We start from the raw sequence: 20,793 nt of genomic DNA on the forward strand, positions 1-20,793 counted from the left end.
CTTTCGGGGAGGGCGCTTTTTTGCGTTCAAGGTCAGGAGGTCAGCTCCAGCTCCTTGCGGGTCAGCTCGGCCTGGAGGCCAGCCGCAACGTCCAGAGGAGAAGTCTCGTGCAGGGCAGCCGACGTCTTGGTGTTCTCGTGGCGCTGGGCCAGTTCACCGACACCGAGCAGGGCCGCAGCAGCGGCCACCAGAGCCTCCCACGGGATCGACGGGTACCAGGCAGTCAGGAGCGGGATCAGGGCCGCGACAGCGGCAACGACGCGCACGGCGTGCGTACTGATGAATGAATTCATTGAACTCCCTTGTAGGATTGATTAGTTCATCGGAAGAGGCGGGACCAGGTGAGCGGTCCCGGGTAGCCATCGGCACCCGTGCCAGACCAGCCCTGAGCGTGCTGGAAGGCCTGCACCGCGCGTCGGTCGGCCTCGCTCCAGCGAGGCCCAGGGCCAACGGCGTAGAACCGGCCGTAACCGTGCTGGACCAGGGCCTGGCCCAGCTTCGTGACGTGCTGGTTCACCGAGCCCGGCCGGAACCGGGTAGCCCCCGGGAAGGCCTGCGCCGCACTCGACGAAGCCGAGCTGGCGGCCGGAATGTCGCGGCCCTGGTGGTTGACCAGGAGAGCCCACGTCTGCGGGCCGGGAATGCCGTCCGCGGAGCTGCCTGCCCAGCCCTGAGCCTGCTGGAAAGCCCTCACGGCCTGGCGGTCGGCCTCGCTCCAGCGAGGACCTGGCCCCTCGGAGTAGAAGCGGCCCGCGCCGCGCTGGACCAGGAGTTGGCCGAGCCTGGTGACGGAGGCGTTGTTGGCCCCGGGGCCAAACTTGTCCGCGCCCGGGAACGAAGTCGAGGTCGAGGGAGGGGCGACCGGATCGACGGGCGGCACCTGGACGTCGCCGGGGCTGGCCGGCACGGTGATCGAGTCCCCCGGGTGGATCTGGTCCGGGTGGTCCTGGACACTCGGGTTGAGCGAGAGCAGGGCGGCCACGCTGATACCGGCCGCCGCCGCGATGGCGGTGACGGTCTGGCCGGCCCGCACGGTCACGGTGCGGGTCGAGGAGCTGGACGTCGAGCCCGAGGCCCCGACCGGGCCGGACGCGACGGCCGCGTAGGTGAAGCCTGGCCGGCCCTTCAGCGCCGGGTCCGATGTGGTGACGCCCTCGGAGAACTGGGGGAGACCGTACCCGTAGACATACACATCCCGGCGACGCCTTTCCCTCTTCATCACCTTATTGCCATTTGCGTCATTAGTGAGAGAAGTATTTCCCTCATAGGTGTAGATGGAATTCGCGTCATACGCGTAGACAATCCCGGTGTGAGTACCGCCACCGGGCCCGTAGAAAACCTGGGCCCCGATTGCCGGGTAAGCAGAGAAACGCCCTCGCTCCCGAAACCACTCGACGCCGTTGGGGCAGGATGCAGTGCGGGGGTAGAGGTTCGGGACGCCAGCCTTCAGGGCCACCCAGGAGCACCACGTAGCGCACCACGGCTGGTAGTTGGACCACTCCAGGCCGGGAACCTGCCCGGAATACTTCTGATGACCAGACGGCCTCTCGCCGGGGGCGCGTTCGGCCTGATAGCCGACCTCAGCGGAGGCGACTCGGAATACATCGGATACCTGATTCATGTGCCTCCTATGGGCTAATTCCGGACCGAATCCGGGAAGGGTCCAGAGTCGTGATCAGCTCGACCAGTCGCCTGTTCTCTGCCTCAATTCGGGTCAGCCGGTCCTTGATTTCACTCATGTCGTCTTGGAGACGGTCAGCACGCGTCTTCTGCGCCTCGGCCTCGCCTCGCCAAACCTCGGCAGTCTTGATGTGCCATGCGGCCCGGACAATGACTAAAGCGGCCACAACGGAGGCCGCGGCACCCGCATAGCCGAAAATGTCAGTGGGAGTCATGAGCCCTCCTTAGGCGGAAATCTTCTCCACGGTCAGATTCCACGAATCTCGATCGTCTCCGAGGCCGTTGTCACTACGGAATCCGTTCCACCAGCTGACAACCCAAGCCGTGAACGATTCGCCGGCGTTCATCCGCGCCGTGAGAGTGAACGAATTCGTGGCCGGCTCGTTGAGCGGCGGGTAGTAGAAGCCGCCGCCTCGGGCAGTCGGGGTGATGATCCAGGCCCGGACCTTGGACAGGCCAGTGACCGACCACCCGCCCGATGACATGGTGAAACGGTAGACACCGGCTTCGGGGACCTTGATAGTCCCGCCGTCCGTGGTGGCCCAGGTCCCGACCCTGGCCAGGGGGTTGGACGTGTTCCAGTAGGCCACGGACGACGCGTTTGCTGGCAGGGAAAGAGGATTCTGAAGAGTGACCGAGAGGACCGGATTTGCCTTGAGCTGGTTGATCGACGCCTCATGGTCATTGGCCACCGTATACAGCGCGTTGTGTACGTCGTACACCTGAGAATTCATGTCGGCCGGGCCGATCACCTGACGAGACACCCAGCTCTTCAGGGCAGGGAGTGAGATCAATTAGAGCTCCAGGATAGTAGTAGTGCCGAGAACAGAAGCGATGGAGTCACCCAGAATCCAGGTAGACTTTCCGTCTGACTTTCCTGGAATCGAGATGAGAACCACGGCCGCAGACGAGACCTTGGTGTCGAGCTGTACCGTTCCGGGAGTTCCGCCGCCGGCGCCCGGCGTATCGGCTGCCATCAAACTGACCTGATTCGATCCGAACGTGCCGAGCTGCTGGTCCCGGGCAGAAATGCCGGACGGCCAGGACAGACCGGTGAGGGTGCTGGAGATCGTCACAGCCGCGTAGAGATTCCGGTAGCCAGTCGAGGGCATCAGCGGCAGGGAACTCGTATTGCTGTACTCCTGGATGCCGACCACGGGCGTGAGCCCGGTGTTGGAGATGTCCCCGTTGCGGTACGCCAGGTTCATCAGGGCCGCACTTCGGGCACCGCCCACATCCCAGACCACCGAGGCCCCTCGGGACGGTTCCCAGGGCCAGACCGCCACAGCTACCAGCAGTCCGCTTGTCAGGGTGTATTGGGTTGGGATCGCACCCGCAGGAGACACTAGCCGGGGCGCCGGAGTCGAGCTGACGCAGATCGAGACGATGAAATCATTCGTGCGCACTGGTGGAAGCGCCAGTTCGGCGAGGGCCTGGTCCACGACGAGGGCGCGGGTGCTGGCCACGAAGGCCGGGAACTCACGGACCGCCGGGGCCGCGCTCATCCACGCAGCCCCGTCCCAGTACAGGGGAGGCCGCGGACCCCACACGGTCCCGTCCCAGACCTGTGGGGTCTTGTCGACCCAGGCCGACCCGTCCCAGACCTTGAGCTGGTTAGCCATACTGCACCCACACGTCCCCAGCCCGAGGGCTGGACGGTGCGTTGGGGCCGCTGTAGACGCGGGCGTTGCCCACGTTCGTTGCTGTTACGGTGCCCGAGCTGACCACCGATCCATCGCCCTGGACTCGGAACACCGAAGCGGTCGTGGTGGTGGTCGCCTTCGAGTTCGTCACGTTGATCACGGCCTGGTTGGCGCCGTACGCAGGGGCGCCGATGCAGAGCGCGGCCCGCACACCGATGGTGTCGATCAGGAGAGCGCCCGAGTTCCGGAGCCGGGTGTAGTCGGTGCCATCCGACGTCTTGAGCTTCCACGCAGACCCGTTGATGTCGACCGCGCTCGGCACAATCCACCGGGCCCAGTCCGTGCCTGCCGGGACCTGGAGGTCAGCGCCTGTGCGGGGCAGGTAGTTGACCAACTTCTCGTCCACGTAAGCCCGGTCCTGGTGAGGGTCGGGGGCTGCCTGGTGCTGGACCAGGCGCTCGCCGGCCGTCACGGAGACGAGGCCGGTACGGCCGGCGCCGAAGTCGACCCACACCCTCTCAGCGCCGGAGGGCGGGCCGTAGAAACTGGGGATCATGCCTCGGACATCGGCAACGAGCTGGATGATCGGGGCACCGGTCGTGTCGGTCAGGTCGGTCACCTGCCGGGCGCCCTCCGAGGGCCCGTCCCACACGGTTCCGACAGCGCCCGGGATTCGTGCGCCGGAAACGGATTCGGCTACGTCAGAGGCCGTTCCGCCGAAGAGATTTCGAGCCAAGAGGGTGCCTCCTTACTGAGTGAAAATGTCGGATTCGACCGTGCCGGACAGATAAAGGGTGGAGTGGGCGGGAATCCCCTGGAGCACATTCAAGGAGTCACCGGCAGGCGTGTAGAAATTCACGGCAGTGGTTCCCGGGCCCTCCCAGGTGACGCCCGTTACGGATGTCATCCACGCCTTACCGGCGCCACCTGCTGGGTTGTCGATGTAACCCTGGAACACCTGCGCCGTCCGGCCATTCGCCGTATTCGGCAGAGAGGCCTGCATATACCAGCCGGTAGTCACGATGTCAGCTGATGTCGAGTTCCGGAGCTTCATATTGAAGTGGTACGCATTGGGCGCGATCCAGCGCCACCAGCAGACGCGATCCACCTCGGCCGGCTGGTTGTTCACACCCCAGAGGGTTGGGGTGTATGGCCGGGCCTTTCCTAGGTGGCGGGTCACCATGTAGCCGTCACGGCCCGCGAACGCCTCGTAGGGACTATCTCCGCCGTCCTGGTCGAGGTCGTAGATGAAGGTGCCCTTGGGGATGAAGTCAGCCGTAGAGCGGGTATTCCAGGGCGTTGCCACGGGACGTGGGAGGTCATAGCTAGCGCGGGAGTAGACGGAGAGAGCACCGTTGGCGGCCGGTACGTCGACTTCGAGGAGCACCATTTCCCAGATGCCGCCCGGCGAGCGCTGAGGCCGCGGAGCGATAGGGGAGATGGAAGGCTGCCCCTTCACCGCCACGATGTTTACCGATCCCTTTACGACGTCCGCCCGGATCACGATCGTGTCCTTTCGGGCCCGGTCAGTGGGGTTAGGATCGATCTCGACATTCAGAGGGGCAGTGTTCTGGTAGTAGAACCCTCCAACCCACGCATTACCGGCGTCGATAGAGATCGTGCGGCCGTTGATCACTCGCCAGGCAAAGGGGAGCGCGCCCGGGTCCAGGGTCGAGCTGGTGAGCTGGTAATCAACGCGGTCCCCTCCCCAAAGGTGTGCCATCTGCTGCCACTGCACCTGGGAGACCATTTCGGTTCCACCAGACGAATTTGCCTGGGAAAACGGGTAGCTGACTTCTGCCATGAGTTACATCCTCGCTTCGAGTTTCCTCAGCTTCTCTCGAAGCTCCGACACGGTCTTGTACAAATTCAGAGGGTCGCCCGATCCCTGCTCGCCGACCTTCGGGCGAATGGTGAGGTTCTTGCCGGCATCCTCAACCGAGATGGTGACCTCGCGGACGATATCCACGTACTCAACGCCATCGATCGAGACCGCCACCAGGTCCCCGACGAAATAGTCACGACCAAATCGGATCTGCTCGGTGTCGATGGGGTAGATCTGGAAATTGCCGTTCTTCTCGCCCTGCTGGAGAAGGCCGTCCGCCGCATCCTCGACGGCCTTCTTCGCGTTCGCGAACTCCTCGTCCGTCGTGTCCTCGCGTGCCTTCATCGGCTTACCTGCCGGGTCGGTCTTCAGCGGGAGGTCTCGACGGTCCAAAAACTGTTCGATCTGCACGCCCCATTCCGCCTCGGCGTCAGCGTCGACCTTCTGGTACAGGTACCTATCCTCGCCCTCACCCTGGCACGCCACGATGACGCGGGTAACACGGGGTGCAGTCAGCGTCCAGATAAACTCCCTCAGGTTTCCCAATTCCGGGCTGAATCGCACTTCCTTGGAGCGGTCCCGGGGCCTGAAAACGCGCAGGTCGATCGTCTTCGTGTCGGGGTTGTAGAGGAATCGGTACCCGAAATCCTTACCCTCAGTCCACCTTTCAAAAGTGGCCCCGAGCCCATCGAAGCGGAAGCTGTCGTGGACCTGGGCCCCGAGGTCGTCCGGCGCTGGCATCTTCAGGCCAGGAATCCGGCGGTCGGGGAGAGCGGACGCTCCTACAGCGTGCTCCAGTTCCCACCACAGCGCCTTACTCGCCGAGCCGGAGGCCTGGCGGGTGGCACGCGCCTTGTACTGCTCAGCAACGGGCGCCGTGGGCTCTGGGAAAGACAGGCTGGAATAGGCGATCTTGTTATCGCACTTCCCGCCAATGTAAAGACTTCCCGGGCCCGTGTGCTGCTCGACGGTCCAGTACTGCTGAAAAAATTCAATCTGCCCCGTCAGAAGCGGCTCAGGAACGCCCTCCTGAAAGATGGCGATCCCGCCGCCCTTCTGCAAGAGGTTCGCCTGATCGGTGCCAGCCTTGACGAGAAGCTGAAAAGAGCCCTGCTGGCAGAAGCGGACGATGAAATCGAGCTTGATCCACGTATCGATGACGCCGACCCGATTCAGGTCCCGGTCTCGGACCTCTATTCGGTAACTCATAGGCGTCAGTAACTTTCATAGCGAGGGCGGAACGTGAGCTTGAGTGAGGCGGCGGAGCTGCCCGCTGTGAGGGCCACAGAGATGGATGACTTTCCGGCCTGGATGGGCCAGAGCGTGGGGGAGGCGTCCACCCGGGCCCAGTAGTTGGTGCCCTGGTCGTCCCTGAGGGTCTTCACCCCGGGCCTGGTGTCCACGACGAGAGTTCGTCCCGCCGGCACGGCGTCAGGTGCCCCGGCGGGGCCTGCGGAGATGCCGAAGGTCTTACCGTCAGGGCCGGTCATCTTGAATCCGCGGACAGGGCCGGTGAGTTGCCACACGGGCCAGGCCTCGACGTCGCCAGGGTTGATGATCGGGATGTCCTTGCTGGACAGAATCCCCTTACTCAGGGAGAGCGGGAACAGGGCCTTACCCGTCTTCAGGAGGGGCTTTCCACCACCGAACTGCCACTCGGCAACCTGAGTGTCGGGCCCGTAGAACCATGGGTCGAAGGCCGTGAACTGGAGTCCGTACTTCATAAACCGGACCCCGGCGTTGTCCACGCCCTCATCACCCTGCATACCGTCCTTGTAATAGGCGTAGAGAGTGCGGGTGAGGGAATCGCCCTCCGTGAATTTGAGGACGCAATAGCCGTTCTTCGGGTTGAGGGCTGCGATCAGCCGGCGCTTGAGGTCCTTCAGGGTGCGACGGTCAACCCCGTGCAGGTACACCGGAATCATGATCTGCCGGGCGGCAACCCTTGAACCCCGGTAAATGCTCCCGTCCAGGTTAGGGCTGTCGTCCGCATGGAGTTCGACCGGTGGCATATCCAGCCCGGTAGCTCCGGCCTGAATGAGGATGACGGGCCACTCTCGGTTTGCGAAAGCGGTCAGGGGGATTTCCTCCCCCTGACCGTTCGAGCCCGTGATCGTCACGTGGGTATGGCCCCATGCCACCGGCTGAGGTGGCAGCGGCAGCGGTGCCGGCTGCTGATCCTGGACCAGCGGCTTACTCGCCGGAATTGGCATGGGGCCTCCTTGACTACATGGCTGACATAACCTCCGCGTACTGGAGGGCGCGTAGAACGGCGCTGGTGGTGTCCTCGCTCTTGGCCTCGTGGATGTGAATCTCATAGGTCTTGCCCTGGAGCATTCGCCGGGTGTCCCCGGAATCGTGCACCCGCTCACCCCCACGGAAACTCACCAGCTCCGGCCCGTGCTCACCGACAAGGCGAAGCCCCGGAGACGCAGACAACGTCCCGGACCAGTACCCGGAATTCCCGGAGAGGGCCTGTGGCCACCCGGCGCCATAGCGGTGGGTGGCATAATTCAGGCCCGCATAAATCGAGGCGAGACCATTCAGCCGGCCGAGGTACGCGTACGGGCCGGCGTAGGCATCAAACGTTGCCTGGATCGTCTGCATGAGGCCCGCGCTCGGGCCGATGTTGGGATTCAGGGCATTTGAATCCCACATGTTCACCGCGTTCGGATCACCGCCGGACTCCACGTTGATCCGGTGCAAAACCAGATCCGTGTAACTCTGGTCGATGCCCAGCTCGGAAAGCACCCGCTGGACGGTCGGACGCCACCGGGTAACCTGGTCTCCGGTCGGGTCCAGATGCCCGCCCACCATGTCCCGCCAATCCAGATCCGTGACCGGGATGCTGGCCGAAACCTTCGAACCCGAGCTGAAATCAAAAAGGCCCTCCGTATTCGGAAGGGCCTCCTTGGCGGTGCTCATGACATCATCCAGGACTGACCAGGCATAATCGCCAGGCGCGTCGTAGATGTCCTTCACGGCTTGAACCATGTCGACGACCTGGTCAACCTCGGCAGAGGCCATGTCCCAGACTCCGTTGATCCCCTCTTTCACAGTCCCGATTGGGTCGGTGACCAGGTCGTAGGCATTCCCGGCGAGCGATTTGATCGACTCCCAGAGGCCTCCTCCGAGATTCGAGGCGATCTCTTTCAGGGTGTGCGTTGAGAAGGTATCCCCGAGGAAGGATTTGCCGCGTTGGATGATGTTTCCATCGCCCTTCCACACGTCGTCCCAGAAGTACTGCCCGAGCACCGGCGAGATGGAGCCGCCGACAATTCCGGCGACCTGACCGAGAGCTGTAGGGACTCGGCGGAGCATGCTCCAGGAATCCGTAGTGACAAATCGATAGATGTCCCGGAACCGGTCCGCGACGCCGCTGCCGACCCACTTCGAGGCATTCGACCCAACTCGCAGAAGCCCGCCCTGAGCCTCGCCGCCGATATCGTCACTGGCCTTGGAATAGGTCATGACGTTGGCCGCCGCCGAGGCGTACGGGAAAACGTTGCTTAGCTGAATCGCGTTGCGGATCTCATCGAAACCGAGGCGGCCCGCGATGCCTCCGCCGGCAAACCGGCTGAGCTGACCCTTTCGGGCAGCAGAATTCCAGGAGTGGATCAGAGCCGGCCCGAGAGCCGCGGTGACCTCCGGGCGGAGAATCGCCTCACCCGGGGAGAGGATCGCCGGAATAGAGTCAACGCCCGGCGCATATCCCGGAAGGACGCCACCAGTCCCGAACTTCTTCTTGCCGTCCGGCTTGGACGGATTAGAAGAACTCCCGGCGTGCCCACCCGGTGCCTTCGTGCTGATGTTGTTGATCGAGGCATCGAGCTTTTCGGCATGACCGTGAGCCTTGCTCAGGGCGTCGCCTAGATCGTTGACCTTCTTCGTGATGTCCGCGAGAGAACGGCCATTCAGAAGGCCTATCCGGCCCGCCAGGGACCCTTCACCGGTGCCCTGGCCCACCTTGGTGTAGACCGATTCGGCGGCGCTATGGACCTGATCGAATTCATTCTTCAGCCCCGACAGAGACCGCTGATTCAGCAGGCCGACACGGCCGGCCACGCTGGTCGCACCGGTTCCCTGACCGATCTTCTCGTGGAGTCGATCAGCCGTTGAGGTGGTCTGATCGAACTCGCCACGGAGGCCTGAAAGGCTCCGCTGGTTGAGCAGGCCGACGCGACCGGCGACGGAGGTCGCACCGGTTCCCTGACCGATCTTCTCGTGGAGCTGATCAGCCGCACCGTGGACCTGGGTGAACTCGGCCCGAAGGCCGGTGAGAGTCCTACCGTTGAGCTGACCGACAGCCAACGAGGTTGCGTCGATCTTGTTCTTCAGATCGCTGGCGACGCCATGCGCACTGTCCAGCTGGACCTTGAGCGCAACCAACTTCTTACCGTCGAGCTGACCCGCCTCGCGCTGGGCGTCCTTCAGGGAGGAGACCAGGCGCTCGGCGCCCTGGTGGGCGTTGGTGAACTCCGAGCGGAGGCCGGAAAGGGTGGCCCGGTTTAGCGGCTCGATCCCCTGCGTTTGGACCTGGTGGACCTCGGTCCTCGCGGACTGCGCGGCGCCCTCGACACTATGAGCCCCACCCGACAACTCGCCGATGATGGCGCGGAGTTGAGTGCTGTTGACCTGCTGGAGGTCGCGGCGGAGCTCGGCCGTCCTGGCGTCGGCCTCACGGATCTGGCGCTCCAGCTCCCGGATTTCATTCCGGGTGCGTCGTTCATCTCCAGAGGTGCCACCGGACAGTTCGATGCGCCTGTTCCGGTAGCCACGGAGGAAACCGTCCTCGGTACCCCGACTTTGCAGGCCGGCACGGGTCTGTCGGACAACCCGGGTAGCTCCGCGGACTCCACGACCAGCAGCTCGCACAGGGGCGGTGGCGACCGAGGCCGCCGTGCCGACCAGCTTGCCTGCCTTGCCCAAGAGTTTGAGGACTACACCAGCCGCAATCGCCAGAGGCCCGAGGACGGCAGCGAGCTGAGTCGCCTTCAACACCATGTCCCGCAGCCCCGGGTGCTCCTCCAGAAACTCCGACGCCTTCTTGATCCAGCCCGTGAATTTCGTCAGGGTGTCGATGAACTTCTCGACAGTGACCTTCAGCGTCGGAAAGAGAGACTTCCCAATGTCCATGGCGTCATTGAGGAGGCCGCCTTCGAAGCGCGTCCCCTTCTCATCCTGGACTTTCTCGCCCATGATCTTCTTGCCAAGGTTCGAGTACTCGAACTCGCCGTTCTCGCCCTTGGTGTAGAACATCTGGCCAAGCTTGAACTGGGTCTGTTCCTTCATGTTCTCAATGCGGCCCGAGATTGTCGCGCCACCCATGCGCTTAGCGGCACCGTTGATATTCGGGTCTTCTCGCCAATGTTCGAGAAGTTTCACGATAAGCTGTTCGCCGGAAATACCGCCCGTGTCCTTGGCACGCGCCATAAAGTCCATCATCTGGGCGCTGGCTTCGTAAGTCTTCGGCTGATCAAGGACTGCGCCGGCGTCCTTGGCCGCTTTTGTCCGCTCCTTGATCTCGTCTGCGGTGAACGGGCGGTCGTGAAAACCGACCAGCTTGGCGAGATACTGGGCCGGAATACCAGTGGCCCTTTCCAACTGCTTAACGTTACGCAGCGGGGCGCGGCCCATATCCTGGATGACCTCCAGGGCGTACATGCCCTGAGACACCATGGTCGGGTCGAGGACACCGCCGTACGCGGCACTGTCGCCGATCATCTTGACCATGTCGACGGAGCGCTGAGCGACCTCCCGAGACCCCTCGGCCTTTTTAGCCGGATCAGTGGAATTGAATTTCTCGTTGTGAGCCGCGTTGGCACGCGCATATCGGGTGCCGTACTTCAGCATATCGGTGACGCTGTACGGGGTCTCAATACCGTACTGCGTCATCTGCTCAAGGAGACCGTTAACGTCCGCTAGCTGGACACCCATACCCTTGAGGCCGGTCTGGGCAGAGATCATGGCATCCGCGGACTTGACACCGAAAGTCGTCGCAGCGGCAGCCGCGAGGCCGAGAGGCGCAACCAAATTATTGGTGACCAGGTGCCCGGACTCGGAAATCCCGGTGCCGAATTTCTCGATACCTTCGAAAGTTTTTTTGTACCCGTTACGTATCCGGGTCATGGCCGATGTGTGGGAGGTCTCCATATCGGCCAGAGTGGTGCGGGTGACAGCAAGCTGCTGGCGGAGACCGTCCCGCATAGCGGTGGTCTGGGAAATCTGGTCCCGGATGGCCTGCTGCTGGGCCTGCTGGCGAATTCGGGCGGTCTCCCGGATTGCTGCCTGAGTTTCCCGCTCAAGGCGGAGACGGGTGGCCTCGATCTCCCGATCAATACGGGCCTCATCCTCTAGAGCCTGCTGCCTAAGGGTCCGCTCCTGGCGGGCAGTCCGAGCCGCCTCCTCGGCCTGCCGGCGGAGGCTCGCCACCCGCTCTCGCTCCTGCTGCTGAGTCAGCCGACTGCGAGCCGTCGCGGCCTCGGTCTCCTGCTGCACGGCGGTGCGAAGAGCTGCACGGGTGACGGTCGAGGTCTCCTCGGCGAGCGCCTGTTTCCGCTCTTCGAGCTGCCTGGCTTCCTTGAACCGGCGTGTGGCCTCGGCCCCGAACTGGGCCGTCAGCTCTCTCTCGATCCGGGCCAGCGTCTCAGCGGAATCCTTGCCCTCCGACTCCACCGCCTGGCCGGCCTTCTTCGCGGCCGTCGCAGCTGCCTTCGGGAGGTCAGCAAAGCCCTTGGTCGTGGCGGTGCCGAAGGCCTTGCCGGCCTCCGCGCCCGCCTTCTCCATCTGCTTGACCAGCTCAGCCCGGAACTTGGCCACGGACTCATTGCTGAGACTGGTGTTGATCTCGATGTAGCCGCTGCCGACCTTGATCGGGCCGCGAGTGGATGGCGCCATGCGGCCTCCAAGGTCAGAGAGTGCTCATGCGGGTGAAGAAGTCGGCCACCTCCGCCCCGCTGGCGAAGTCGGGCTCAGGGGCGGCCAGGTCGACAGGATCGAGGCCAGGCCGGGGAATCGGCTGAGGGATCGGCAGGTCGGCTGAAGACTCCGAATTTGCTTTGATGAAGAGGTAGTTGGAGAGCTCCAGGGAATCGCTCACCCGGGCAAGCAGGTGTTCCGCGGTGCCCCACTGAGCTGTCTCGTCCATGGCCGCCAGGAGAGTTGAACGGCCCGGCTTGCGCATGAGCGAGCTGATCAGCACATGCACACGGCGAAGAGAGAGCCGGCCGCGCCACAGGTCCAGGAGATCCACGCCGAAGTGCTCCAGGAGATCGGCCTCAAGTTCCTCGGGATACTCCTGGATGACTCCAACGACCTGGATTAGTTTCCCTGGCCGGCCTGAGCCTGGTTGATCTTGTCGGAAAGTTCCTGGAAATCGCCGATGGTCGGCTCAGTGGCCCAGTACTCCGCCCACGACCCCTTGCCCACGATCAGGCGTACGGCCTCAAGTTCATCCTGGACCTCCAGCAGGGCCAGCGGGAGGTCCTTCGGGGTCGGGATCGTGAAGGTAACACCGGCATGCTCGAAGGTGCTTGGGGTCTCGGTCGCCTCCGCCTTCGCGGCGGCAGTCTTCGGGGCGGTGGTCTTCTTGGCAACGGCCATGGGGGGAACTCCAGCATCTAAAGGGAAAGAATGGGGGCCGGGGACTATGAGCCCTCCCCGGCAGGGGCCATCGGCTATTAGCCGGTAACGACCGTGCAGGCCTTCGATACGCCCGTCTGCGTCTTGTCGGTCACGCTGTAGCAGTAATCCACACCGGCGTGAGTTACCTTGATTTCCGCCGTGGCCTGACCCTTTGGAATGGTCACGTCGTAATTGCCGTCAGCGGCAAGCGTGGTCTGGAGCTGGAAAGCGGCGCCAGTCCCATTCAGGAGCTTGATGGTCGCCGGGCTAGTAATTCCGGTAGCAGTCACGCGGGCAGTCCAGGAGGACGCTGCCGAATCATTCGAGGTGTAACCCGGAACGGCGACCGTGGAAGCGAATGGAGCCGGCGGAGTAACACCACCACCAGTACCCGTCACGTTGTCAGTGGTGAGCACGTAGCCCAGGCTGCCATTGGCATCCAGGGCGCTGATGGTCAGCTCGTACTTCTGGGCCTCGGTGCGCTGGAGCGTGATAGCGCCTCGGTCAGAAATCATGGCCCGCGGAATCACGCAGCGATACAGAGTGCCCTTCTGAGACCAGTCCACCACCAGGCTGATCTCCTGAAGGTCCGGGGTCGAGGAAAGGTCCAGCCGATAGGTGCTGGTGCCCTCACCCTTTTCATTCTTCACAGCCACCCACGGGGCGCCCCAAAAAAGCTCACTGGTGAGCTGATTGGTCTCCAGAAGAGTTGCCTTGATCTGCATACTCGCAGACTTGACGTTGTACAGAATTGGGGTCGCCGACTGCCAGGCGTTAACCGGGTCCGTCTCAATCGATGGCGTAATCGTGACACCTCCCTCGTCGACATAGCCGAATGCCCTGTAGCCGGATGGGACAGCCTTGCCGTCACCGACATCTACCGGTAGCTGAGTACCGCCGGGAAGGCCGTTAGGGGCAGGTGCAACAAACACGCCGCCATTCGGCGCGAATCGAATCTTCTGGGCGTCATTAGCCATAGGCTCTGGCCTCCGGGCATAAAAAAGCCCCGAGGCCACTAGGGCCTCAGGGCTTGGATGAGAATGGAAGATATGGGGGAGTCGGAGGGCCTAACCCTCTACATAGAAGATGCTGACCTCACCGCCGTACATGTGCTCGCGGCTCACCGAGTCCGGGTAGTACCGGGGTCTGGAGATCTCGGCGACGTCGAGCACCAGGGCGCCGCCGGCCTCCTGGCCGGGCAGCTCCTCAAGCAGGAGCCGGCGGACCAGGAGGGCCAGGCGCTTCGCCTCTGCCCGCTCCTGGTGATACACGTCGTACTCGACGTCCGCCCGGTCCATGCGGTCCCGGACCATGCGGTGACCACCTGATTCATTCAGGTACACGGTTGTCTCGCCGGCCTCGCGGCCCACCAGGTCCCCGGTCACGGAGCCCTCAGGTAGGTCAGGACGTGAACTCAGGTACTCCCAGAGGGAGTTGACGGGATCGATCATTCGACCCTCGCCTTCTCCAAGGCCTCCTTCAAGAAGAAGCGGCCCGGGTGCCGACGGCCCTTCCGGTCCCGGTAACCGCGCTCCTGGAGCATGGTGTGCCGAACGTCGTGATCGAACTCGATGACCACCTGGCCGTACCAGCCGTCTCGGTACAGCGTGACCAGCGCCTCGATGTTCCTCTTCGAGGCGTTCCAGTTGTTCCGAGTCGCGGAAGCCCTCGGGGCCTCCTTGATCGCCAGAGCGGCGACGTCGGCGGTGTGCAGCTCGACCACTTCTCGGGCCTGGGGGAGAGCCAGGATCTCGCGCTCCCAGTTCCGATCCATGCGCAAGGTGAACTTGCTCATCGCCTCACCCTCACTGCCTTGATCGTGATGTGGCTGAGCCGGCCAGCGGGCCAGCGGGCCGGCTCGTCCTCGACCTGGTACGCGGTGCCCTTGACCGTGATGCGGTCCGCGGAGTCGACATCAGCAGAGGGCGGGAGGTAGACGAGGAGCCGGTCAACTGTCGTCTCGCGCTCAGGACTTCTGACCGTGTACGGCTTGCCGGGCTGGACCGAGGCGAGGCCTGACCACACCCGCTCTGCGTGCTCCCAGTCCCGCCGGTTGGTGTACGCGTCCGCCACCAGGGCGGCGCGGTGAACCTCTACGGGCTCGGTGTACCGGGGCACGGTGGCACCTCCCGAGTCAGCGGTATAGAGGAGAGAGCCCGCCGGTAACGGCGGAGACCGGACTTCGCGGCCTCGGAGAGACCGGACGTAGCGGCGGAGGCCTCGAACTGGACCTCCAGCTCGCCAGTGCGCTCCGAGATCACGCCGGGAGTCACGGCGAGCCACCGGATCACCTCGGCACAGGCCACCACCCGAAAGGAGGCCGGCGGGTCGAGCGGATTCCAGGCGCCGGTGCAGTGCTCGGCGATAAGCACGGACACGTCGTCCAGCAGCGCTTCGACCCGGGGGCGCTCGTCGTCCAGGACAGGCCGCCCAAGACGGGCGGCCACATCCTCAACGGAGGCGAGCGTCATCAGCCCGCCGGCTTCTCGGTGATGCTGATCTTCAGCCCGCGCACGAACTTCTCGCCGATCGAGGTACCGCGAACCGAATAGTCCGGGTCCTCCTTGACGGTCGCCAGACCGTACATGGTGTCCAGACCAATCGTGTCCGCCTTCTTGCCGAAGTCGTAATCGATCAGCATTCGGGTAGCAATGCCGCTGATGTTCTGGATGGAGCCGTTTACGGCACCCATCGGAATGGCCGGGCAAGCCGAAACCAGGAAAAGGGCCGACCGGTGGAAGAGATACAGCTCCAGGCCGAAGGAGTTGTGGATCACGATATCGAAACCGTAGATCCGGCCCACAGTCGCCCGGCGAAGCGCGTTGGTGTCACCGCTGTAGTCAACCGCGACGAATTCCGGGTCCTTCAGGAGGATCGCCTCGACCTCGGGGCCGGCGATCAGGTATCGCTCAGAGGTCGGGACATTCGCCAGGTTGAGAGACATCCGGGCATCCACCAGAGCGGTACGAATACCGAGGGCGCGCGCGGACATGTTTGCGGCGGTGCCGTCCGGGGCCGGAATCGTAACGGCGACGTCGCCACCGATCGCCTTGGACTGCGCGGCACTCAGACCGGATCGGGTGATGTTCGCCTTGATAAAGGCCGCGGTGGTGTCATCGAAATACTCGGCAAAACCCCGAGTCAGCTTCGAAAGGACCTGAGAACCGAACTGGCGGAGGTCGAACGCCACCTGTTCCATGGAGAGGACGGTGGAGTTCTGGGCCAGCGTAGTGAGCTGAACCGGAAAACGGCTCTCATTCACGAAGCCGGTAGGCGCCCGACGGTCAGCAGTCGGAAGGGGCCGATCCGTCGCCGCCGCGAACACGTTCTTGTCGCCGGTAATCGGGTTGGTGATTGGGGAAGTGATGCCGGCCGACTGGACCGGAATACCTCGGGCCTCGCGGTCAACGTTGATCACGTCGCCGATGCCACCAGTAAAATTCAGCTCGGAGTACCGGGCGGGAATGCCGCCAAGGGTCAGCTGTCGGTCCAGGAGGCCGAGAGCTGCAATGGTGACCTGCTTGGGGTCAAGATTGAAATGATGGGTGGTGGTGGCCATAGGCGCTCCAAGAGGGCATGAAAAAAGCCCTCCAGCAGAAGCGCTGAAGGGCTATCTCAGAATGAAGAGGGGAGTTAGAGGAAACGACCGCCGGCGATCAGGTCGGCCAGCTCATTGGGGTCCATGCTCGAAACGCCGGCGCCGCTACCTCGGTGATAGCCGGCGCCCTGAAGGTCAGGGAACTTCGGCTCGGGCGAAGGCTTCGGAAAGGACTCGATCAGGCTCTTCACCTTCTCGGCATCGGCCTGACCGTCCTCCGCCAGGAAGCGGCTGAGGTCCAGGTACTCAGTGGGCACGGTCACGCCCGCAGAGGCGGCCTGGGCGCGGATCTCAGCCTGCACGAGGGAGGTTCCGACCTCGGAAAGCGCGGCCTGTCGGCCCTCGGCACGGGCGTCAGCTAGAGCCTTCTCCTGCTCGGTCATGTTCGCGGCCCGCAGCTCCTCCAGCTCCTTGGAAGCCGTCTTCCAGCGCTGTTCGTTCTGGCGGGACAGGGCCTTCCACTTCTCGGCCTCCGTGGCCGGTTCGGCCGGCGGAGTCTCCGGGGGAGTGGTCGGCTTGGGCGGCTCGGGAGTAGGAGTGTTCTCGGGCTCAGGCATGGGTGATCTCCATTTCGGATAGGCCCGCCATTTCGGGGGCTACTTCTTCACTTCGTGGATCTTGCGGTTCGCATTCCCCGCATTACCCTGAGGCGGCTTGCCGGCCGCCTTCTTGGCGGCGAGGGCAGCAGGGTCCTGCTGCGGCTTGGGGCCGAGCTTCTCGACCTCCGCAGCAGCCTTCGCGTCTTCCTTCCGCATTTCGCGGAAGGATTCGATCTGGGCGGAGGAGTAACCGGCGTCCGACCAGAGTTGTTCCTCTGGCACGTTGAGCTGCTTCAGCTTCAACAGGGCGTCGATATGCTGGGCTTCAGTCCTGTATTCGGGGTCCTTCCAGACCGTTTCCAGGCTGAATGCGTCCCGGCGCTTATCGCCCTTGATGGCGAAGCACAGGCGGATTACCCGCTCCCAGGCTTCGCCGAAGTGGAGCATTCTCTCTCGGACCTTTGCAACTAGGCCGGCCTCTGCCGAAGTGATCGACTCGCCGGAAGGCGAGGAACCGCCGTTCACCAAAAAATAGTGGCTGGGGAGGCGGGATACAGAACTAAGGTGTTGGACGAGCATGGATACCAACGTGACGTAATTCCCCAAATCGGCGGCCGGGAAGGAGCCGAACTTGGCCTGGGGGTCCTCGGCCTGAAGGATTTTGTCCACCGCGACCTGGAAGGGCTCGATCGGGACGCCGTTGGCGTCCTCCTGGATCTCAAGACCTGTCACAAATCTTTGGGGGAAGGCCGCCATCTCGGATGCGGTCAGGGCGTCCATGATCGTCTTGTTGATCGCGTCCTGAATGGGTACGCAGTTGGCGAGGTCCGAGAAGGGATCTCCGAGGATGCGGGCACGGTTGTTGAATGCGACGACAGGCACCGCTCGGAGCGGGTTCCGGGCGAGCTTGCCAGCCTCCCAGTCGGTTTCTCCGAACGGGACCTCGTAGACGTATTCCTCGGTCCAGAGGGTTGCCCCGACGCGGCCCCACGAGTCCGCGTTAAACTCGGCCGCGGCCTCGATCTCTACCAGCGAGCCGGCCTTGTACTGCACCGCCATGCGCTCTGCCGAGGCCGGCGTGATGATGGGCTCGCCGGCCTTGTTCGGCCACACCTTCGCGTAGGAGACGCCCTGAATCATCGCGTCCAGGTGGACCGCATTGGACATGGCATCCATGCTGGATCGCTGCCAGCACTCCCGGGCAGCCTTATCTGTTCCAGAGTCACCGGGAAGGGAAAAGGCATCGACGTGCATGCGTTCTGCGGCAGAGTCGATGATCATGCCACAGAAATTGTCTCGCCACTCTGAGAAGACCTCGCGGAAAGCGTCCTTGTATCGCATCTGCGAGAAGGCAAGCTTTTGCTGATTCCCCTCGTAGTACTCGGCGAATCGCAGCATTTGTGAGCCGGGACCGGGCAACTTCGAGTGGAGATAGGCAAGCCACTGGACGGGACTATCCGGAGGGCCTATGGCGCTGTAGCCAGTTGGGGGGATGATCATGCAGCCTCGCTAAAAGCCGACTACACGCCTCCGTCGCACCTTGAGACGTCCATCAGCGATTGCGTCAGCTCTGGCCTCAAATGCGAGAATGGCGCACACGGCCAGGTCGATTTTACGTTTGGAACGGGGAGAGTCCTTGGTGATGAGGATTCCCTGCGGGACTTCTCTCGTCACCGCGTTAAGGACATGCCGGCTCAGGTCTTCGTTACCGTCATGGGACAGGTCCTGGACCGTTACAGCGGTCCGGAACCGCTCGATTGCCTGGACCATCCGAGTAGGCTTATTGGTCCAGAATTCGAAGACGTAATCCTGGCCCCGGTCGTTGTGCCCCAGGGCCCACCGGCCGATGGCCTCTTGCCAATACGGCGGGTCACAGTACATCCACTCAACCCGGTACGTGGAGAAAGCTTTCTGCACGGCCGCTTCAACCGCGAGAACGTCGACTTCCCAGTCAGGCTGTCGGGGATCTCGGGGATTCTCCTGGAGATGGAGAATGAAGAGCCGGCCGTCCCGGAGGCGGACGCCGACAATCCCTGTCGCGTCACCGCGGATACTTCCGTCGAAGCCCAAGGCGATCTGATCGCCCGGCATAATCGGGTCGTCGTCGGACTCACACGCCTCCCACTCCGACTTGCTCATCCAGCCATCGGAGGATTCCGCGATGGCGTTGAAGAAGAACCGGAGGTAGGTGGAATCCGGGGTGGTGCGGTCGAAAAGGATCGTCCGAGTCAGGCCGGGAATGTCGGCCCAGGCGGCATCCCCATACGCCTCGACCAGGGCGGCCTTGACCTTTTCCTCGTCGCGGAGCTCGCCGGCCTCGATGTCGCCCTCAAGGCAGTCGTACAGCCAGAAGCCCTGACGGACCATGTCTGACTCGTGGATCTGCTGGGCAACGGAGTCTTCATTCGGGTTATACGCATTGGTCGTTGAGACCCACCGAGAGCCCGCGGAAGTGGTCTTCTCGATATTCCGCTTAAGGGTCTGGAAAAAATCCGGACCGCCATTTGAACCAACCCAGTGATGGCACTCGTCCATCAAGCAAAAAGTGGGTCGGTTACCCTCACTGGTGCGGCCGGCGGTCGCCTTCGGACGGATCGTTCCCGGCTTGCCACTCTTGAACTGGATGACGGCCTTGCCGATGTCGAGATTGAATTCCTTCTCGGCAGGAGACTCCGACAGCATTCCACGGATCATCTCCATGGTCTGGTCGGTCTGGTCGAGCGCGGTAGCGCCGATCTGCACCGTCGGCAGCGGAACTCTCTTGGCTACCGGGAGCCCAAAGGCATCCCAGTGGGAAAATCTGCACGGGCCGATAAATTCAACGATCGCCAGGGCCGCCAGGAGTGGGGTCTAACTTGCCCCAGCCCTTTGCGCGCCGCAGCGTGCCGGCTGAGTAGACCCACCCCCCATCCGGGGTTATTCGGTAGAAGTTGAGTACAAATCTCAGCTGCTCGGGAGTGAACTCCCAAGGCTCGCCAGCTCGTTCACCGTCCGGCTGGACGATGTATCGCTGGCACCAGCGGATGACCTGGTAGCCGAGCGTTTCGTGTGGGGCAGGTACCCCTGCGGGCAGATTCCCTGTCTGCAAGGGCTCACCTCATTCACGAGTTCAAAAGTCGGAACAGCTCCTCATCGAGGTCTGCGGGAGTGGTCATCTCGGCCGGCGCCTGGTCGGCGTCCTGGTCCTGGTCCTCGTCCTTGATGGACATGCGGAGGCGGGCGCGATCCTCAACCGTTCCGCCCCACTTGGCAGTTCGCTGACGGATCTCCCCGGCCAACTTCACGTCACCCTGGTAGAAGGCATCCACGAGCTTCACCGTGATCTCCAGCTCAGCCCAGTCGGTCTCTGTCCAACCAGAGGTCTGGGGAGCAGAGGCCCAGGTCTTCCAGAACCGGCGGGCACCACTCGTGGTGATCCCGAGGCCGCGGGGGAGTTCCCGGCCGGGCCGGGCCTCGTTGGTGAGCTCCTGGGCGTGCTCGTGCTTGTTGCGGCGAACCGCGTTCTCCTTGGGGCGGGGGCCTCGGGTCACTGGAGCCTCACCCGGCTCACGTCGACCTCGTAGAGGTCGGCCAGGTCCTCCAGCTCGTCACGCGCGTCCTGGCGCCAGTCGCGCCGGCGGACCGCACGCGAGTTCCAGGCCGGAGCCGACCGACTGGCCGTGCAGTCGTCACAGCCCCCAGTGCAGCGGGTAGACGACATGGCAGGCCTCCGAGAATGAGTGAGGCCCGCTCCCCTATAAAGGGGAGCGGGCCGGGAACGTGGTGGTGGTGTGCTGGACCGGATTCGAACCGGCGTTGCCCCCTTCACGGGGGAGTCCTAGGCCGCTGGACGACCAGCACCGCCCTTCCGGCCCCTGATCAGGGGGAGGTTCGGGGACCTGCGGG

22 protein-coding genes, 1 tRNA gene and 2 pseudogenes are annotated in these 20,793 nt (G+C 63.4%); all 25 read right to left on the bottom strand.

Translation table 11 applies throughout. From position 1 onward, the window contains the following. Positions 1-32: 32 nt before the first annotated feature. The 25 genes and pseudogenes from ACFRMQ_RS06060 to ACFRMQ_RS06180 all read right to left on the bottom strand — a co-directional run bounded on the left by ACFRMQ_RS06060 (position 33) and on the right by ACFRMQ_RS06180 (position 20,748). Positions 33-188, bottom strand: a complete 156-nt coding sequence (locus ACFRMQ_RS06060) for a hypothetical protein (protein ID WP_380727428.1) — start codon at positions 186-188, stop codon at positions 33-35. 131 nt (positions 189-319) lie between these two features. After that, a pseudogene (locus ACFRMQ_RS06065) lies at positions 320-847 on the bottom strand (peptidoglycan-binding protein); the annotation flags it as partial. Between the two features lie 114 nt (positions 848-961). Beyond that, positions 962-1,621: pseudogene (locus ACFRMQ_RS06070) on the bottom strand (CHAP domain-containing protein); the annotation flags it as partial. A 7-nt stretch (positions 1,622-1,628) separates the two neighbouring features. Further along, a complete protein-coding gene (locus ACFRMQ_RS06075; protein WP_380727430.1) occupies positions 1,629-1,895 on the bottom strand; it encodes a hypothetical protein in 267 nt (88 codons plus the stop codon). A gap of 9 nt (positions 1,896-1,904) precedes the next feature. Further along, entirely contained in the window at positions 1,905-2,444 is a 540-nt protein-coding gene (locus ACFRMQ_RS06080; protein ID WP_380727432.1) for a hypothetical protein, read from the bottom strand. A 30-nt stretch (positions 2,445-2,474) separates the two neighbouring features. Further along, the gene (locus ACFRMQ_RS06085; RefSeq protein WP_380727434.1) at positions 2,475-3,302 is read right to left on the bottom strand and encodes a hypothetical protein; all 828 of its coding nucleotides are present in this window, start codon (positions 3,300-3,302) and stop codon (positions 2,475-2,477) included. Then, positions 3,295-3,942 (bottom strand): hypothetical protein, encoded by a 648-nt coding sequence (locus tag ACFRMQ_RS06090; protein WP_380727436.1) that lies wholly within the window; start codon positions 3,940-3,942, stop codon positions 3,295-3,297. The genes ACFRMQ_RS06085 and ACFRMQ_RS06090 overlap by 8 nt, the downstream gene beginning before the upstream one ends. A gap of 129 nt (positions 3,943-4,071) precedes the next feature. Beyond that, positions 4,072-5,127: a hypothetical protein gene (locus ACFRMQ_RS06095; protein ID WP_380727438.1), complete on the bottom strand. Its 1,056-nt coding sequence runs from the start codon at positions 5,125-5,127 to the stop codon at positions 4,072-4,074. Between the two features lie 3 nt (positions 5,128-5,130). After that, positions 5,131-6,357 (bottom strand): siphovirus ReqiPepy6 Gp37-like family protein, encoded by a 1,227-nt coding sequence (locus ACFRMQ_RS06100; RefSeq protein WP_380727440.1) that lies wholly within the window; start codon positions 6,355-6,357, stop codon positions 5,131-5,133. Between the two features lie 5 nt (positions 6,358-6,362). Further along, entirely contained in the window at positions 6,363-7,361 is a 999-nt protein-coding gene (locus tag ACFRMQ_RS06105) for a phage tail domain-containing protein (RefSeq protein ID WP_380727442.1), read from the bottom strand. 13 nt (positions 7,362-7,374) lie between these two features. Then, positions 7,375-12,045: a hypothetical protein gene (locus ACFRMQ_RS06110; protein WP_380727444.1), complete on the bottom strand. Its 4,671-nt coding sequence runs from the start codon at positions 12,043-12,045 to the stop codon at positions 7,375-7,377. Positions 12,046-12,058: 13 nt separating this feature from the next. Next, the gene (locus tag ACFRMQ_RS06115; protein ID WP_380727446.1) at positions 12,059-12,400 is read right to left on the bottom strand and encodes a hypothetical protein; all 342 of its coding nucleotides are present in this window, start codon (positions 12,398-12,400) and stop codon (positions 12,059-12,061) included. A 68-nt stretch (positions 12,401-12,468) separates the two neighbouring features. Further along, on the bottom strand, positions 12,469-12,750 hold the full coding sequence (locus ACFRMQ_RS06120; protein WP_380727448.1) for a hypothetical protein: 282 nt from the start codon (positions 12,748-12,750) through the stop codon (positions 12,469-12,471). 77 nt (positions 12,751-12,827) lie between these two features. Then, a complete protein-coding gene (locus tag ACFRMQ_RS06125) occupies positions 12,828-13,748 on the bottom strand; it encodes a hypothetical protein (RefSeq protein WP_380727450.1) in 921 nt (306 codons plus the stop codon). 90 nt (positions 13,749-13,838) lie between these two features. Next, complete coding sequence (locus ACFRMQ_RS06130) at positions 13,839-14,084, bottom strand: hypothetical protein (RefSeq protein WP_380727452.1); 246 nt, start codon at positions 14,082-14,084, stop codon at positions 13,839-13,841. A gap of 134 nt (positions 14,085-14,218) precedes the next feature. Next, the gene (locus ACFRMQ_RS06135) at positions 14,219-14,566 is read right to left on the bottom strand and encodes a hypothetical protein (RefSeq protein ID WP_380727454.1); all 348 of its coding nucleotides are present in this window, start codon (positions 14,564-14,566) and stop codon (positions 14,219-14,221) included. After that, on the bottom strand, positions 14,563-14,889 hold the full coding sequence (locus tag ACFRMQ_RS06140; RefSeq protein ID WP_380727456.1) for a hypothetical protein: 327 nt from the start codon (positions 14,887-14,889) through the stop codon (positions 14,563-14,565). Before ACFRMQ_RS06140 ends, ACFRMQ_RS06135 begins: the two co-directional genes overlap by 4 nt. Beyond that, positions 14,865-15,242, bottom strand: coding sequence for a hypothetical protein (locus tag ACFRMQ_RS06145; RefSeq protein WP_380727458.1), 378 nt, complete (start codon positions 15,240-15,242; stop codon positions 14,865-14,867). Before ACFRMQ_RS06145 ends, ACFRMQ_RS06140 begins: the two co-directional genes overlap by 25 nt. Continuing rightward, positions 15,242-16,330, bottom strand: a complete 1,089-nt coding sequence (locus ACFRMQ_RS06150) for a hypothetical protein (protein ID WP_380727460.1) — start codon at positions 16,328-16,330, stop codon at positions 15,242-15,244. The genes ACFRMQ_RS06145 and ACFRMQ_RS06150 overlap by 1 nt, the downstream gene beginning before the upstream one ends. A gap of 74 nt (positions 16,331-16,404) precedes the next feature. Then, positions 16,405-16,926, bottom strand: a complete 522-nt coding sequence (locus ACFRMQ_RS06155) for a hypothetical protein (protein ID WP_380727463.1) — start codon at positions 16,924-16,926, stop codon at positions 16,405-16,407. A 39-nt stretch (positions 16,927-16,965) separates the two neighbouring features. Next, positions 16,966-18,408, bottom strand: coding sequence for a phage portal protein (locus ACFRMQ_RS06160; RefSeq protein WP_380727466.1), 1,443 nt, complete (start codon positions 18,406-18,408; stop codon positions 16,966-16,968). Positions 18,409-18,417: 9 nt separating this feature from the next. Further along, positions 18,418-19,650 (bottom strand): hypothetical protein, encoded by a 1,233-nt coding sequence (locus ACFRMQ_RS06165; RefSeq protein WP_380727468.1) that lies wholly within the window; start codon positions 19,648-19,650, stop codon positions 18,418-18,420. Between the two features lie 359 nt (positions 19,651-20,009). Next, positions 20,010-20,438, bottom strand: a complete 429-nt coding sequence (locus ACFRMQ_RS06170; RefSeq protein WP_380727470.1) for a hypothetical protein — start codon at positions 20,436-20,438, stop codon at positions 20,010-20,012. Continuing rightward, positions 20,435-20,608, bottom strand: coding sequence for a hypothetical protein (locus ACFRMQ_RS06175; protein ID WP_380727472.1), 174 nt, complete (start codon positions 20,606-20,608; stop codon positions 20,435-20,437). The genes ACFRMQ_RS06170 and ACFRMQ_RS06175 overlap by 4 nt, the downstream gene beginning before the upstream one ends. 66 nt (positions 20,609-20,674) lie before the next feature. Beyond that, positions 20,675-20,748 (bottom strand) — tRNA-Ser (locus tag ACFRMQ_RS06180). Between the last annotated feature and the right edge of the window lie 45 nt (positions 20,749-20,793).

Origin of the sequence: Kitasatospora sp. NPDC056783 (genome assembly GCF_042789895.1) — a bacterium.
Classification (GTDB): Bacteria; Actinomycetota; Actinomycetes; order Streptomycetales; family Streptomycetaceae; genus Kitasatospora.